This is a genomic window from Ruegeria discodermiae, assembly GCF_030758345.1.
Lineage (GTDB): Bacteria > Pseudomonadota > Alphaproteobacteria > Rhodobacterales > Rhodobacteraceae > Ruegeria_C.
In genome coordinates this window covers 1-15290 of sequence record NZ_JAVAMO010000026.1, presented here as the reverse complement: position 1 = coordinate 15290, position 15290 = coordinate 1, and the positions used below count along the sequence as shown (strand labels likewise).

Here is a 15290-nt window from a genome sequence, read left to right as displayed (position 1 = left end):
AAAGGTCAGTGCCGGCGCCGGATCAGGTGCTGCACAGGAGCGACGGGAGCTCGGCGAGCCGCTCTTTCACCTGGCCGACGCCCTTGAACTGGCTGTACCTGTCGCGGGTTTTCTGATCGCCGCGCGTTCGAACCATGTCCATGATCTCGGTGGTCTGATCCGCGCTCAGCACCTGTCCGAGTCCGGCAAAAACCCGTTCAAGGCTCTGCCGCGCCACGGTTTCATCGGTTGCGTAAAGCTCTTCGAACGAAATCGGGATCGGGGTGGCTCCGGCGGCTTCCAGCGCGGTCCAGACCCGGTTCAGGCGGGTGTTTGCCATCGTCTCGTGGCGGATTGCGGCGTCAGCGTCCAGCGGGTCCTCCATGGCACCCGAGATGTCTTTGCCGGCGGTCGCCTGCGCCTGCCGGGGGCCCCAGGTGGAGGTTCTGCGGGCATATTCCCGGGACAGGATGCGTTCCAGCGGGTTGCGGCGATAGAGGAAGATATGGCTGTAGCCATGGGTCAGCGTGACCTCGGTCAGAACCTCATTGACCGGCCAGGGCACCAATTCGACGCAATGTTTGAAATTTGGGTGCTGGGCGCAGACCGCCCCGATATCCCGTCGCAGCGCGTCGGTGTCCTTGCTGCGTTTCCAGGCTTCGGTCAGGTGGCCCTGTTCCCGGCCGGGATTGAACGCTTCGTCCTGCAGTCTTGGGCAGTCGGACAGGTGGTTGAGGCAATTGTTGAAGTTTGTCCCGCCGGTTCGTTGCAGGGTCCAGATGACAAAGGGGGCCTGTATTCTGGGCAGTGTCATTGGGGGCCGTACTCCGATTTGGTTTTGTGGTTTGCGCCATGATCCTGCGGGGGCGGAAACGGGGTGGGCAGGTCAGGTGCGCGCATAGACATCCTCGTAGCGGATGATGTCATCCTCGCCCAGATAGGTGCCGGTCTGCACCTCGATCAGCACCATCGGCACCTTGCCGGGGTTCTCCATCCGGTGCACCGCGCCCAGCGGGATATAGACCGACTGGTTCTCGGTCACCAGCCGCACCTCGTCATCCACGGTGACCTTGGCGGTGCCTTCCACCACGATCCAATGCTCGGAGCGGTGATGGTGGCTCTGCAGCGACAGCGCCGCGCCGGGGGTTACATGGATGCGCTTGACCTGGAACCGCTCGCCCACCACCAGGCTTTCATACCAGCCCCAGGGGCGGTAATCGCGGGGCAGGGTCTCGGCCTGGGGCGCGCCCTTGGCTTTCAGTGCGGCGACGGCCTGCTTGACCTCCTGCGCGCGATCCTTATGGGCCACCAGCACCGCGTCGGGCATGGCCACGGCGATCACGTCGCTCAGCCCGATGCCGACCAGTGCCTGCGCGTCGGATTCGGCTCTGAGTAGGGTGTTTTCGCAGTCCAGCGCAGTGGAGGGGCCCGAGGTGACAACACCTGCCGCATCCGGTCCGCTGTCGCGCCAGACCGCATCCCAGCCGCCCAGATCGGACCAGGCCCCGCCATAGGGCATCACGGTCAGATTGTCGGATTTCTCCATCACCGCGTAATCGATCGAGATATCGTCGAGCGCCGCCCAGGGCTCGGGGGCCAGCCGGGTGAAGCCCAGATCACGCTCGGCCCCCTCAACAGCGGCGCGGGTGCCCGCCAGCATCTCGGGCGCGTGGGTTTCAAAGGCAGCGATCAGCGTGGTGGTCGAGAACAGGAAAATGCCCGCATTCCACAGGTGCTGCCCGCCCTCCAGCATGGCCTGCGCGGTGGCGGCGTCGGGCTTTTCGACAAACCCTTTCAGCACTTGCGGGGTCGGCGCGAAATCGGCATCCGGGGCCTCGGACAGTTCCAGCCAGCCATAGCCGGTTTCGGCCCGGTCGGGGCGGATGCCGAAGGTGACGATGCGGCCCGCTTCTGCGGCGGGCGCCGCCGCCTGCACCACGTCGCGAAACTGCGCGGCGTCAGGGATCACGTGATCGGCGGGGGCCACCAGCATCAGCGCACCGGGCGCGCGCGCCTCCAGCGCCAACGCGGCGGCCAGGATCGCGGGGGCGGTGTTGCGGCCCTCAGGTTCGATCAGGATGGCGGCGGGGGCGATTTCAACCGCCGCCAGCTGTTCGGTGACGATGAAGCGGAAATCGGACCCGGTGATTGCCATCGGCGCGGTAAAGCCCGGCCCCGAGAGTCTGCGCGCCGAGGCCTGGAACAGGCTTTCCGCGCCGGTCAATCGGGCGAATTGCTTGGGATAGCTTTTGCGCGAGAGCGGCCAGAGCCGCGTGCCCGACCCGCCACAAAGCAGCAGGGGATGAATATCCGGGGTCAGATCGTCGGTCATATGCTCAAAATCCCAAAAGCGTCGCGGGTATTACCGCCGGAATGTGTCCTGATTTGCAAGGAACCAGCGATAGGTCTCGGCCAATCCCTGCTCCAGCGTGACCCGTGCGCGCCAGCCCATATCGCTCAGCCGAGAGACATCCATCAGCTTGCGCGGGGTGCCGTCGGGCTTGGAGGGGTCGGTGGTGATCCGGCCCTGAAACCCGGTCACCTGGGCCACCATCTGGGCAAGCTCCAAAATGCTGACATCGCTGCCGGTGCCGACATTGATATGGCTCAACATAGGCTCTGTATTGGCGTCATAGACGTCTTTTGGCAGGTCGAGCACAAAGAGCGAGGCCTCGGCCATGTCGTCCACATGCAGAAACTCGCGGCGGGGCGTGCCGCTGCCCCAGATGCCGACCTCTTGTGCGCCATTCTGGGCGGCCTCGTGGAAGCGGCGGATCAGGGCGGGCAGCACATGAGAGTTCTCGGGGTGGAAATTGTCGCCCGGCCCGTAAAGATTGGTGGGCATGACCGAGCGGTAGTCGCGGCCATATTGCCGGTTGTAGCTTTCGCACAGCTTGATGCCTGCGATCTTGGCGATGGCATAAGGCTCGTTGGTGGGTTCCAGCGTGCCCGTCAGCAGCGCGTCCTCACCCATCGGCTGCGGCGCCAGTTTGGGGTAGATGCAGCTTGATCCCAGTTGCAGCAGGGTCTGCACGCCCGCCTCATGGGCGGCATGGATCACGTTGCACTGGATCATCAGATTGTCGCGGATGAATTCGGCCGGGTAGCTGTTATTGGCCACGATCCCGCCGACCTTTGCGGCGGCCAGCACCACCTGGTCGGGGCGCTCGGTCTGGAAAAAATCACGCACCTGCGCGCTGTCAATCAGATCCAGCTCGCCATGGGTGCGGGTGACCAGCTCCCGATCCTCGCCTGCCTCCCGGCGCGCCTGCAGCCTGCGCAGGATGGCGCCGCCCACCATGCCGCGATGGCCGGCCACATAGATCTTCATGGCGCTACCCCTCGACCGAGACCGGCACATCCATGCCGTGTTCTTTTAGCAGCGCGTGGCGGCGGGCGGTCTTGAGGTCCTCGCGCACCATCTCGGCGCACATCTCCTGCACGGTGATCTCGGGCTCCCAGCCCAGTTTCTGCTTGGCTTTCGAGGGATCGCCCAGCAGCGTTTCCACCTCTGCCGGGCGGAAATAGCGCGGGTCGATGCGCATGATCACGTCGCCCAGTTTGAGCGCTGACGCGCTGTCGCCCTCGATTGCGGTGACGGTGGCGATCTCATCAGTGCCCTCGCCGGAGAAGGCCAGCGTGACCCCCAGTTCAGCCGCCGACCAGGCGATGAACTGGCGCACCGAATATTGCTTGCCGGTGGCGATGACGAAATCTTCAGGGGCCTCCTGCTGCAGCATCATCCACTGCATGCGCACGTAATCCTTGGCATGGCCCCAGTCGCGCAAGGAGTCGATATTGCCCATATAGAGGCAGGTTTCCAAACCTTGCGCGATATTGGCCAGACCCCGCGTGATCTTGCGGGTCACAAAGGTTTCGCCGCGCCGCGGGCTCTCGTGATTGAAGAGAATGCCGTTGCAGGCATACATGTTGTAGGCTTCGCGGTAATTGACCGCGATCCAGTAGGAATAGAGCTTGGCCACCGCATAGGGCGAGCGCGGGTGGAACGGCGTGGTCTCGCGCTGGGGCGTTTCCTGCACCAGTCCGTACAGCTCCGAGGTCGAGGCTTGATAGAAGCGGGTTTTTTGCTCAAGCCCGAGAAAGCGGATCGCTTCCAGCAGGCGCAGCGTGCCCATCGCGTCCACATCGGCGGTGTATTCCGGGGCCTCGAAACTGACCGCCACATGGGATTGCGCGCCCAGGTTATAAACCTCGTCGGGCTCCACCTCGCGCATGATGCGGGTCAGGTTCGAACTGTCGCTCAGATCGCCGTAATGCAGGCGGAACCGGGCATGATCGGTCTGCGGGTCCTCATAGATGTGATCGACCCGCTGGGTGTTGAAAGACGAGGCGCGGCGCTTGATGCCATGCACCTCATAGCCCTTTTCCAACAGGAATTCGGCCAGATAAGACCCGTCCTGCCCGGTGACGCCGGTAATCAATGCCTTTTTGGTCATTCAGATCATCCTGTGTTGCGGCCGGATCGCGCGCCGAAAGCCCGGTCTTTGCCATTGCCTACATGCCCTACCGTCTCGGAGAGGGGCTTGCAACGGGCTAGGATGGGCCGGGATTTGCCGGGCCGGGCAGCCCTTTGGCGTGTTCCAGCGGCTTGGAAAAGATCGAGGCAACCGCCTCTTCATCATAGTCATAGCCGAGAAAGGCGAACAGCTCGGCGATCTTGGAATGATCGGCCACGTAATCGTCGTAATGCATCAGAATGGTCCGGTCCGATGACGCATCATACCGCGCGAAACGGTCGTCGCAGGCCCGGATCTTGGCCTTAGTCTTTTTCGGGTCCTGCCGGGCGAACCACCCCGATTTGGCCACATCCTCGACGTTGCGGGTGTTGAAGACGATTTTGGCGTCCGGAAAACTTTCCAGCAGGAAATCCATGTAGGTGGTGAACTGGAAATTGGTCATGCTGGTTGGTGCGTGCCGGATTTCCTTGAAGCCCAGTACGGTTTTTCCGTCATCCGGGCGCAGGACATGGCTTACGAAAGCATTGAGAAGGGTGTTGCGGTACAGGAGCGGTTGCAAATCGCCGGCCCCGTACCAGGGCTCATCCGGGTTCGATATCCGCCTGTTGCGCGACAATCTCTTGGTCTTGTTGACGGTGCGGATGGTCTGGTGCAGGTGAAACAGCGCGTTGTAGTTCTCACCGCGGATCTGCACGCCGTCCAGCGAGTTCAGCAGACTTTGCATCAAGGTCGACCCGGACCGGCCATAGGTCACGATGAAGAGATAGCTATAGTCCTTGTAATTCATGTGACCTCACTGGGTTGAACGCGACACCATACCGTTTTCAGAGCGGGGATTTGACAAAGGCCGGCATCGCGCTGCTCTCTGCCGCATGGGCCAGAAACGCCTGCGCGGTATCCAGCGCCTCGCGGATGGTCACATCCATGTCGAGATAGCGGTAGGTGCCCAACCGACCCACGAAGGTGACGCCGGGCGTCGCTTTGGCGAGCGCCACGTAATCGTTCAGCAGCGCTTTTTCCTCGACCAGCCGGATCGGGTAATAGGGGATGTCATCGGCGCCGCATTCGCGCGCATATTCGCGGTAGCAGACGGTGCCCTCATGGCTTTCCCAGGGGCTGAAATGCTTGTGCTCGGTGATCCTTGTATAGGGCGTGTCGCGGTCACCGTAATTCATCACCGCGCAGCCCTGGTAATCGCCTGTATCACTGAAGCGCTCGAAATCCAGCGTCCGGTAGCCCAGCCGCCCCAGCCGGTAGTCGAAATAGCCATCCAGCGGGCCGGAATAGAACACGTGGTCATAATCGGCGGCGGTATCGGGGTCGAACATCGTCTCCAGGTGTACGGTGATGCCGGGATGGTCCAGAATAGACTCTATCATGGGCGTATAGCCCTCTTCCGGCATGCCCTGGAAGCGGTGGAAGAAGTAGTTGTCATCATAGTTGAACCGCACCGGCAGGCGTTTGAGGATCGCGGCGGGCAACTCGGTGGGCGAACAGCCCCATTGCTTTTCGGTATAGCCCTTGAAGAAGGCCTCATAAAGGTCGGGGCCGACAAAACGCAGCGCCTGTTCCTCGAAACTCTGGGGATCGGTGATCGAGGTGTCGGCCTGGGTTTCCAGAAACGCCCGTGCCTCGTCCGGCCGCAACGTTTTGCCATAGAACTGATTGATCGTATGCAGGTTGATCGGCAGCGAATAGACCGCCCCCTGCGAGGTGGTTTTCACCCGATTCTTGTAGGGCAGGAAACGGGTGAAGGCATTGACGTAATTCCAGACCTCTTCATCGTCGGTGTGAAAGATGTGCGGGCCGTAGACATGCACCATCACACCGGTTTCCGCATCCCGTTCCGTGTGGCAGTTGCCACCAATATGGGAGCGTCCGTCAACGATGGTGATGCGATGGCCCTGCTCGGCCAGGTTGCGTCCGATCACGGCTCCGGACAGGCCGGCTCCGACGAGAAGTAGATCCATGAGAATGCACCGCGCGATGGTTGAAAAAGGGCGTCGCGGGGTTTCTCGCAGACCGGTTCGGGGAATTCAATACGTCACCCGATCCGGGGCCGACACCCGCCTTACGGGTGCAGGATTTTTCTTGCAGGTCGCAGGCGGGCTGCCGTTCAGAACCAGCGCCCGGTGGCTGTGGCGTGCACCGGCGCTGATGCGGCGGCACCGGCGGCGTTCCAGACCTTGAGCGTCACGCCGGTCGCGCTCAGATCGCCGCCTTCGGTCACCAGGCGTGGTGCCGTGGCGTGCCGGGCCAGGGCCTGAAGGCTGACAGAGGCTGCCGAGATGAACGTCGCAGGAAAGCTCCAAGTATGGCTTGAGGCTGCAGCGCTGAAAAAGCGGGTGCAGATCTGGGTGCCGTCAGCAAAGCGGACATAGTCGCCCTGACCCGAGGTACCGCGCTCGATCACGGCCCCGGTGGGCTGGCCCCCACTTTCCGAGACCGCTCCCAGAATCGTTGTCTGGTCATAGAGCTGCCGCCAACTGCCCCAGGAGCCGCCGGAATAGGTCCGGGTCCAGATGCCGTTATCGAAACTGTTGCGCCAGGCGGTCTGGCGGAGCAGCGCGGTATTGCTGCGCTCGATCCGGATGACGCCAAAACTGCTCTGCAATGCCGCAGGCAAGTTCTCGGCCCCTAGTGTAGAGCCTGTATATCGATAAGCACCAGCGGGCGTGTCGGTTGCGTCGATATCCGGAATCTGTGTGGCAGCTCCGGTTTCGCCCAACCCAAACGCGCCGGTTGCCAGCAGCCGCCCGGGCGTGGCATCGGCCGCATCCGTCTGCACCGCGCTGCCGGTGGCCTGGCCGGTGGCGCCGTCCAGGCGCAGCGCCTCGGTCCAGTTGGACCCGTCATCCGAGACCTTGACCGAAAACGCGTTCTGCCCGGCCAGCCCCATTTCCGCATGCCCGGTCCAGCCGGATTGGAACAGCAGGCTGGCCGTGTCGGAAACCGAGGCCTTGTTGACCTTCACCTGATGGCCCTGGCCCGCATGGCTGAGCAGCGTCGCCGGCGACTGGACCGCCAGCCGGTTTGTGGCGTCCGCGCTGGTGCCGATGCCGATCCGGTCGAGATCGTCGAGCGCGGGCTGCAGGGCGGTCCAGCCCGCGCCGTCCCAAATCACCACCTGTTCATCTGCCACATCCCAGGCCCGCCACCCGATCTGGGGTGCGATAAAGTGCCAGACCGCGTCGAGCCAGGCGGCCAGCATCCCGTCCTGCCCGGCCCAGGCACCGGTGGCGCCGGTTCCCAGACCATGGATATCTCCCTCCTGCGCTTGGGCCGGCGGAACGCTCGCGCCAGTTTGCTGCAACCGCAACTGCACCACGATGTCGAGGCGGCGCAGCGCCTCGTTATGGGTGACATGTTTCTGCGCCTGTGACGGTTGCAGGAATGGCAGCTCGAGATTCGGCGAATTCTGCGTCATGAAAGGGTCCCCTTGGTCCGAATAGACGGGCGCAGCCTGCCGTGATCGCGGTGAAACCCGGCCTAACCGGGGGGGCGGCCCGGTCACCGTCTGTTTACCTTTGTCGCGGGATTTCGTCTGTTTGCGTCGCGCCTGCCGTTATCGGCTGTTCAGTCGCGGGTCGGGGGGCTATGAAGCAGAAAACGGACTGAGCGGAGCGGATTTTGGATGTTGATCGGAATTGACAAGCGGTTTGTGTTCGTGGCCAGCACCAAGACCGCGTCAACCTCGCTGGAACAGGTCCTCAAACCGCATGCCGATATCTTTCGGAGCGGCTCGGCGCAGCGCAAGCATATCGGCCTGCCCGAGATCTTTCCGACCTATGATTTCCTGTTTTCCCAGCCTGGTTACAGTCCCGACAGCTTTTTCAAGTTCGGCGTGATGCGCGACCCGTTCGACTGGATCAACTCGTGGTATCGCTACCGCCTTGGCAACAAGGTCGAAAGCCCGCTGCCCGAAGGTATGAGCTTTGCCGATTTCTGGGCGCTCAAGGACTGGAACATTCTGCGCGGGAACGGCAGCAAGCACCTGCAGCGTGACATGTTTCTGGGCGGCGATGGCCAGCTCATGGCTGATGTGATCATTCCCTATGATCGCCTGGACGACATGTTCCGCGACATCTGCGCCGAGCTCGAAATGCCTGCGGGGCTGCCGCGTGCGAATGTCAGCCGGATTCGGGAGACCCAGAGCCTGCCGGACGGGCTGGAAGAGGAGGTGCGAGCCTTCTACGAGGAGGATTACAAGCTTTATGCGGAGCTGGATGCGATCAACGCCGAAGGCATGGCGCGGTTGCGTGCCGACCGCCGCGTGTTCCGCCCCGTGCAGACCGGTGGCGCTGCACCCGCATCCGCTGAGGTGGTGCCGGACGGGCATGTCTTCGTCTTCAGCTATTGCCCCGAGGCTGGCGGTTCGATCCAGACCCACCTGAACAATCGGCCCGGATTTTGCATCCGCGGTGAAAACAACGATGCGGCCCTGCATCTGATGCGTTCGAGAAATGCCATCGCAAATCACCCCGAGATGACCGCGCTGCGCCGGGCGGGCAAGAAGACCGCCGCGTCGGCGCGCTGTTATGGTGCCGAAAAGATGTTTCCGCGAGAATACGGCCGGGCCGTTGCTGCAACCTTCACGCAGAAAGTTCTCAAGCCCGAACCAAATTCCCGGATCGCCGGGTTCAGGTCCGGGCTGACACCTCGGGATACGGGCGTGCTGCGCCGCTATGTGACTTTCCTGTCGGAACATTTCGAAAATACCCGGATCGTGTTCGTGACCCGTCGCCACTCGGATGTGACGGGCCCTTCTCGAAACACTCCGGACCTTTTGGACAGCATCGACACATTTTACCGAAGCCATCGCGACGCGCATCCCGACCGGTGCCATCTGATCGATTACGATCTCTGGCCGTCGGACCCGCAGACCCAGAAAGATCTGACCGCCTTTCTTGGTGAGGGGTAAGGCGATTTGGCCCGCATCCAGGTGCAGGGATCTGGCGGATTTTAAGTGTTTCCTACGTAATATCCCCGATTTCGACAGAATTTGACCCCTGGCGGGCCTGACCGGCCTGCCATCCCGGACCCGGGTGATAGTTTCGGGGGCGGGGGAGATGGTCCTGCAATTCGACGGGCGGTTGTCCACGGGTCAGGAGGCGCTGGATGGTGATCTGCGCAGCCTGCATCTGGTAACCGGACCCGATGGCAATGTGCTTTACGCAGGCACCGGTCGACATGGCGGGCTCAGCACATATGCGCTGACACCGGATGCGGCAGCGCAGGTGGTGGATACGGTCGATTTCCGGACCCTGCCCGGAGGGGTGGCGGACACCCGGCTCGATATGCTGAAGATGCAGGGCCAGGACGTGCTGGTGTTTGGAACCGGCAGAGGCGGGGATCTTCTGTATTATACGCTGGAGCCGGATGCAGGTTTCGGCGCGCAGGGCGCGGTTGCGATCCCGGTCGCGGGGGTCGACAGCTGGGATGCGGGCGGTTCCATGCCGTATCTTTTTGCGCTTGATCGCGATGCCGGGGTTCTGAAAGCCTATGACACCGGCGGGGCCGGAGCGAGCCGGGCTGCACAGCGCAACGGTGCGGATTGGCAGCCGCCTGACGGAACGCTGGTGACCGCCTTGCCCGCTGGCGCGGGGGCGGTCGTGGTGGCGGCAGCGGGGGGGAACGCCTCGGAACTGGTCAGTTTCCGGATGTCGGGTCCGGGGGGCAGCTTGGTTGATGCCGGCCGCTCCGGAGCGGTGCACGGGGTGGGGTTTTCAACACCAACAGCGCTGGAAAGCGTCTCTGCACATGGGGAAAACTGGGTCATCGTTGCGGCAGCCGGCAGTGACACGCTCAGCGTGTTTCGGGTCAGCGCCGATGGTCAGCTGACCCCGGCCGATCATCTACTCGATACCGGAGAGACACGCTTTGGTGGCGTGCAGGCGCTGTCCGTGGTGCCGGTTGGCGAGCATGTGCTGGTCATTGCCGGTGGCGGCGATGACGGGCTGGCGGTGTTCTCGCTCCTGCCCAACGGACGGCTTGTGCATCTGCAGAGCATCGCTGATGCGCGGGGCCGGGGTCTGGGTGACGTCACTGCCATCGAGGCCGGGCTGGTTGGCGACGAGGTGCAGATCTTCGTGGCCTCCGAAAGCCTGCCCGGCCTGTCGCAGTTTTCCTGGAGCGTGGCCTCGCTTGGTCTGGCCCGCGAAGGCAGGGCGCCCCAATTGCAGGGGACCGCTGGTGAGGACGTGTTGCTGGCTGACGGTCCCGGGCCGGTCACGGTGACCGGTGGCGGCGGCGACGACATTCTGGTGGCGGGGACCGGTACAAGCGTTCTGCGGGGCGGGGCAGGGGGGGACCTCTTCGTTCTCGGACCCAGCGATGTGACCCAGCGCATCGTTGATTTCCAGCCGGGGCTGGACCGGCTGGACCTGTCGCATTTCCCGCTGCTCCGGTCGCCGTCGCAATTGAAAGTCACCCCGTTGCCGAACGGGGCGCTGCTCGAATTCCAGACTTCGCGGATCGTCATCACCAGCGCGTCCGGCGGGCCGCTGAAGCTGTCGGATTTCTGGCCGACGGGGCGGTTTTCCACCCCCGACCGGCTATTGACCGAGGCGATCCCGTATCCGAGAGAGATTCTGGGGTCCACCGCGGCCGATCGGCTCGGAGGTGGGACGGGTCATGATACGATCCGCGCCGCTGCCGGTGACGACGTGCTCTGGGGCAGGGCCGGAGCGGATCACCTGGATGGCGGGCTGGGTCAGGACCGTATCTGGGGCGGGACCGGCAATGACACCGTCATTGGTGGCAAAGGACAGGATACAATCGACGCCGGAGATGGCGTGAATGTCATATTCGCGGGACGTGGCAGCGATTTGGTTCGGGCAGGTGTCGGCGCAGACCTGATCAGGGGCGGCGGTGGCAATGACGGAATCCACGCGTCCGCAGGCAACGATACCGTTTGGGGTGGACATGGCAGCGATACGTTGGATGGCGGTGCTGGCCGGGACCGGTTGTATGCCGGGGACGGGGCTGACCTCCTGATCGGCGGTGATGGTGCCGACCATCTGGATGGTGGGTTCGGGCATGACGTGATCTGGGGGGGCAACGGTGCCGACACCATCCTTGGCGACTGGGGGCAGGATACGATCGGAGCGGGCGACGGCACGGATACGGTTTTTTCCGGTGGCGGTAACGATATGATCCGGGGGGGGAGGGGGAACGACCTGATCGGCGCCGGTGGTGGATGGGACAGAGTCTGGAGCGGCGAAGGTGCGGATACTGTCTGGGGCGGCGAAGGCAATGATACGCTGGACGGCGAAGCGGGCCGGGACCGATTGCTGGCCGGTCACGGTGCTGACGTCCTGAATGGCGGCGGCGATGGTGATTATCTGGATGGCGGTTGGGGGGATGACACGCTCTGGGGCGGTAGCGGTGATGACACCATACTCGGCGACTGGGGCCGGGATTTGATCGGAGCCGGGGACGGTGCGGACCGGGTCGACGGCGGCGGCGGTGGCGACCTGATCCGGGCGGGCGCGGGCGACGATACGATCAGCGGCGGCGGTGGGCCGGACGATCTCAGGGCCTCCGATGGGGCGGATGCCGTTTGGGGCGGGGATGGCAACGATACGCTGGATGGGGGCAGTGGCCATGACAATATCGGCGGCGGCAACAACCAGGATGTGATCCTTGGCGGCGATGGAAATGACACTCTGGCCGGAGGGGAAGGCGACGACGCGATATGGGGCATGAACGGGGCCGATCTTGCCCGGGGTGGCGACGGCAGCGACAGGATCGGCGGTGGGGCCGGACGGGATACGCTGAACGGTGGCGATGGGGCGGATACGCTCATCGGCGGCAGTCACGCCGACCAGCTGACCGGTATGGCCGGAGCTGATGTCTTTGTTTTTGGCCGGGGCCATGGCCGGGATAACATCACCGATTTCAGCCCGGGGCAGGATCGGATCGAATTCGGCGGCGGGATCGCTTTTTCGGACCTGACCATCCGCCAGATCGATGGCGGGACCGAGATCACAAGCGATCTCGGCACCATTCTGCTGGAGGGGGTCGCGCCTGATCAGCTCTCGTCCGGGGATTTCCTGTTCATCTGAAAAGCCCGGCGCGGGCTGTTGATGTTCGGACCTGTTTCTCGGCGCGCTAGAAGATGAAATCGCCCGCATCCAGCGCGCCCTCGGCAACGCCCGCCAGCGTCAGCGTGTTGCCCGCGCCATCGTCGATCACCGCTTCGGCGCCGCCCGACAGGTGGTTGGCCTGCAGATCGGCAAAGCCGGTGATCGAGCCCACGCCGCTCAGGTCGATCCGGTCGCCGGGCCCGAAACCGATCGCCTGATCGGCACCGCCCGAGAAAACCAGCACATCCGCATCGGCGCCGCCGCGCAACGTGTCGTTGCCCGCGCCGCCGAACAGGGTGTCGTTGCCCGCCTCGCCCCAGAGCGCGTCATTGCCGTTGCCGCCGCCCAGCGTATCCGCGCCGCTGCCGCCGAACAGGGTGTCGTTGCCGGTACCACCGGTGAGTTGGTCGTTGTCGAGGCCCGCGAACAGCCGGTCATTGCCGTTGCCACCCGCCAGATTGTCATTGCCGTTGCCGCCGCGCAGCGTGTCATTGCCGTCGCTGCCCGTCAGGGTGTCGCGTCCGTTCTGACCCAGCAGGCTGTCGCGGCCGCCCCCGCCGGTAAGCTGGTCGTTCCCGGCTTCGCCCCGCAGCGTATCGTTTCCGGCCCCGCCGATGAGGGAATCGTTTCCGCCCCCGCCGGTAAGCTGGTCATTGCTGTCGCCACCGGCCAGGCTGTCGGCGCCAAGGCCGCCCAACAGGGTATCCTGTCCGCCCTGGCCCAGGAGCGTGTCGTTGCCGTCCCCGCCGGTGAGATGGTCGTTCCCGGCTTCGCCCCGCAGCGTATCGGCTCCGGCCCCGCCGATGAGGGAATCGTTTCCGCCCCCGCCGGTGAGCCGATCGTTCCCGGCTTCGCCCCGCAGCGTATCGGCTCCGGTGCCGCCGATGAGGGAATCGTTTCCGCCCGAACCGGCAAGCAGGTCATTGCCGTCGCCACCGGCCAGGCTGTCGGCGCCATTGCCGCCGAACAGGGTGTCCCGTCCGCCATGGCCCAGAAGCGTGTCGTTGCCGTTGCCACCACGCAGCGTGTCATTGCCGCCAAGCCCCTCGATGCGGTCATTGCCGGCACCCCCATCGAAACTGTCGGCGCCGTTCGACCCGATGATGACGTCGTTTTCGCTGGAGGAGAAACTCAGCGCACTCAGCAGAATGTCCTTGTTGGGACCAAAGGGGCTGGAGCCGGGGGGGATGCCATAGCTCTGCAGCGCATTGTTCAGGAAATTGTTCCAGTCGTCCAAATTGTTGGGGCTCGGCAGCGCATCACCGCCAAGGCGGAAGAAATGCGCGGCATCGACCGTGCCATGCGGCGGGTGGTTCACCCCTTCTTCTTCCAGGATCAGGATCGTGGTGCTGCGCGCCACATTGCCGGCCGCCAGCCAGTTGATCTGAAAGATCTGGCTGTCCGGCCCTTCCGCGTCCGGGTCGAGGGTCTGACCGTTGAGGCGCAACTGGTCCAGGTCGATATCGATATCCACGAACAGGTCGTCCGGCGCCGTGCCGCCCGGTTCCAGCGGCAGGACGGTGTAGCGCAGTGAATTGGTACCGCTTGTGGGGACGAACTCGAGGCTGGCCCCGGCTTGGACGTCGACATCTGTGTCGGTTGCAGGATTGTTGAAAACAGAGAAGCCGGTTACGGAATAGGTCGTCATGGCAATATGCTCCCCAGAGTATGGTTGTTTTTCCGGTGTCTGCCCGATCATCGAGGTAAATTTTGGAGTTGTTTTTTGCCTGGGGCGGGCCGGAACGGTCAAAGAATTATACTGAATTAAACTATGCGGGCTGACGCTGGTCAACGCGTTTGACGTTGGCCGGTGTCAGCCCGGTTTGCTGTTGTTCCGATATGCTCGACGCTTCAGAAGATGAAGTCGCTCGTGTCGAGTGTTCCGGCGCCCGTGCCCACGAGCGTCATGGTGTTGCCCGCCCCGTCGTCGATCACCGCATCCACCGGTCCCGACAGGTGGTTGGCCTGCAGATCGGCGAAATCGGTGATCGCGCCCACGCCGCTCAGGTCGATCCGGTCGCCAGCCCCGAAGCCTATCACCTGGTCGTCCCCGGTCGAGAAGACCAGCACATCCGCATCCGCGCCGCCGCGCAGCGTGTCATTGCCCGCGCCGCCATCCAGCACATCCGCGCCAGCGCCGGCAAAGAAACTGTCATCGCCTGCGCCGCCGTTCAGCGTGTCTTCTCCGTTGCCGCCAAACAGGGTGTCGTTATCGGCCCCGGCCGAGAGTACGTCGTTGCCATCGCCGCCGCCCAGCGTGTCTTCTCCGCCGCCGCCGAAGATGGTGTCATTGCCGATCCCGGCGTTCAGCGAGTCGTCACCGTCATTACCGCCGAGAGTGTCATTGCCCGCGCCGCCGGTGATCTTGTCATCGTCCCGGCCCGCGAACAGCCGGTCATTGCCGTTGCCGCCGCCGAGCACGTCCTTGCCAGCGCCGCCATAGGCGACGTCGTTGCCCTCGCCGCCATAGAGCGTGTCGTTGCCGTTGCCGCCGCCCAGCGTGTCATTGCCGTCTTCGCCCCGCAGCAGATCGGCGCCGTCGCCAGCAAACAGCCGGTCCATCCCGTCGCCGCCTTCTAGCCGGTCCCCGCCGTCACCGCCTTGCAGCGTATCAGCCCCCGCACCGCCCTGTAGCGTGTCACGACCGCCTTCACCCTTCAGGAGATCATTGCCATTACCGCCATCGATCAGGTCATTGCCGCTTAGCCCGGCGATGTCGTCATTGCCGTCGCCACCTTCCAGCGTA

Annotated in this window: 11 protein-coding genes; 2 read left to right on the top strand and 9 right to left on the bottom strand. The window is 63.8% G+C overall.

Annotated elements, in window-relative coordinates; translation table 11 throughout:
* Window positions 1-22: 22 nt before the first annotated feature.
* The 7 genes from Q5Y75_RS26500 to Q5Y75_RS26470 all read right to left on the bottom strand — a co-directional run bounded on the left by Q5Y75_RS26500 (window position 23) and on the right by Q5Y75_RS26470 (window position 7884).
* The gene (locus Q5Y75_RS26500) at window positions 23-793 is read right to left on the bottom strand and encodes a hypothetical protein (protein WP_306203245.1); all 771 of its coding nucleotides are present in this window, start codon (window positions 791-793) and stop codon (window positions 23-25) included.
* Between the two features lie 72 nt (window positions 794-865).
* The gene (locus Q5Y75_RS26495; RefSeq protein WP_306203244.1) at window positions 866-2311 is read right to left on the bottom strand and encodes a mannose-1-phosphate guanylyltransferase/mannose-6-phosphate isomerase; all 1446 of its coding nucleotides are present in this window, start codon (window positions 2309-2311) and stop codon (window positions 866-868) included.
* A gap of 30 nt (window positions 2312-2341) precedes the next feature.
* Window positions 2342-3310, bottom strand: coding sequence for a GDP-L-fucose synthase (gene fcl, locus Q5Y75_RS26490; RefSeq protein ID WP_306203242.1), 969 nt, complete (start codon window positions 3308-3310; stop codon window positions 2342-2344).
* Between the two features lie 4 nt (window positions 3311-3314).
* Complete coding sequence (gmd, locus tag Q5Y75_RS26485; protein ID WP_306203241.1) at window positions 3315-4436, bottom strand: GDP-mannose 4,6-dehydratase; 1122 nt, start codon at window positions 4434-4436, stop codon at window positions 3315-3317.
* Between the two features lie 97 nt (window positions 4437-4533).
* Entirely contained in the window at window positions 4534-5244 is a 711-nt protein-coding gene (locus Q5Y75_RS26480) for a sulfotransferase (protein WP_306203240.1), read from the bottom strand.
* A 37-nt stretch (window positions 5245-5281) separates the two neighbouring features.
* On the bottom strand, window positions 5282-6427 hold the full coding sequence (gene glf, locus Q5Y75_RS26475; protein WP_306203237.1) for a UDP-galactopyranose mutase: 1146 nt from the start codon (window positions 6425-6427) through the stop codon (window positions 5282-5284).
* A 146-nt stretch (window positions 6428-6573) separates the two neighbouring features.
* On the bottom strand, window positions 6574-7884 hold the full coding sequence (locus tag Q5Y75_RS26470) for a DUF2793 domain-containing protein (RefSeq protein WP_306203234.1): 1311 nt from the start codon (window positions 7882-7884) through the stop codon (window positions 6574-6576).
* Between the two features lie 207 nt (window positions 7885-8091).
* On the opposite strand from Q5Y75_RS26470, the gene Q5Y75_RS26465 reads away from it, so the two are divergent.
* Together Q5Y75_RS26465 and Q5Y75_RS26460 are read left to right on the top strand one after the other, a co-directional pair.
* Entirely contained in the window at window positions 8092-9378 is a 1287-nt protein-coding gene (locus Q5Y75_RS26465; RefSeq protein WP_306203232.1) for a sulfotransferase family protein, read from the top strand.
* Between the two features lie 148 nt (window positions 9379-9526).
* The gene (locus Q5Y75_RS26460) at window positions 9527-12523 is read left to right on the top strand and encodes a calcium-binding protein (RefSeq protein WP_306203230.1); all 2997 of its coding nucleotides are present in this window, start codon (window positions 9527-9529) and stop codon (window positions 12521-12523) included.
* A 46-nt stretch (window positions 12524-12569) separates the two neighbouring features.
* Here the strand turns inward: Q5Y75_RS26460 and Q5Y75_RS26455 are convergent, their stop codons facing one another.
* Both Q5Y75_RS26455 and Q5Y75_RS26450 read right to left on the bottom strand, forming a co-directional pair.
* Window positions 12570-14192 carry a calcium-binding protein gene (locus Q5Y75_RS26455; RefSeq protein WP_306203227.1) on the bottom strand — a complete coding sequence of 541 codons (1623 nt, stop codon included), beginning with the start codon at window positions 14190-14192 and terminating at the stop codon, window positions 12570-12572.
* A 203-nt stretch (window positions 14193-14395) separates the two neighbouring features.
* Window positions 14396-15290: calcium-binding protein (locus Q5Y75_RS26450; protein ID WP_306203225.1), on the bottom strand; the 895-nt coding region annotated here is incomplete at its 5' end.

Coding starts and splice junctions, on each gene's coding strand:
- Q5Y75_RS26500 (WP_306203245.1), bottom strand. CDS start 793: ATGACACTGCCCAGAATACAGGCCCCCTTTGTCATCTGGACCCTGCAA.
- Q5Y75_RS26495 (WP_306203244.1), bottom strand. CDS start 2,311: ATGACCGACGATCTGACCCCGGATATTCATCCCCTGCTGCTTTGTGGC.
- fcl (WP_306203242.1), bottom strand. CDS start 3,310: ATGAAGATCTATGTGGCCGGCCATCGCGGCATGGTGGGCGGCGCCATC.
- gmd (WP_306203241.1), bottom strand. CDS start 4,436: ATGACCAAAAAGGCATTGATTACCGGCGTCACCGGGCAGGACGGGTCT.
- Q5Y75_RS26480 (WP_306203240.1), bottom strand. CDS start 5,244: ATGAATTACAAGGACTATAGCTATCTCTTCATCGTGACCTATGGCCGG.
- glf (WP_306203237.1), bottom strand. CDS start 6,427: ATGGATCTACTTCTCGTCGGAGCCGGCCTGTCCGGAGCCGTGATCGGA.
- Q5Y75_RS26470 (WP_306203234.1), bottom strand. CDS start 7,884: ATGACGCAGAATTCGCCGAATCTCGAGCTGCCATTCCTGCAACCGTCA.
- Q5Y75_RS26465 (WP_306203232.1), top strand. CDS start 8,092: ATGTTGATCGGAATTGACAAGCGGTTTGTGTTCGTGGCCAGCACCAAG.
- Q5Y75_RS26460 (WP_306203230.1), top strand. CDS start 9,527: ATGGTCCTGCAATTCGACGGGCGGTTGTCCACGGGTCAGGAGGCGCTG.
- Q5Y75_RS26455 (WP_306203227.1), bottom strand. CDS start 14,192: ATGACGACCTATTCCGTAACCGGCTTCTCTGTTTTCAACAATCCTGCA.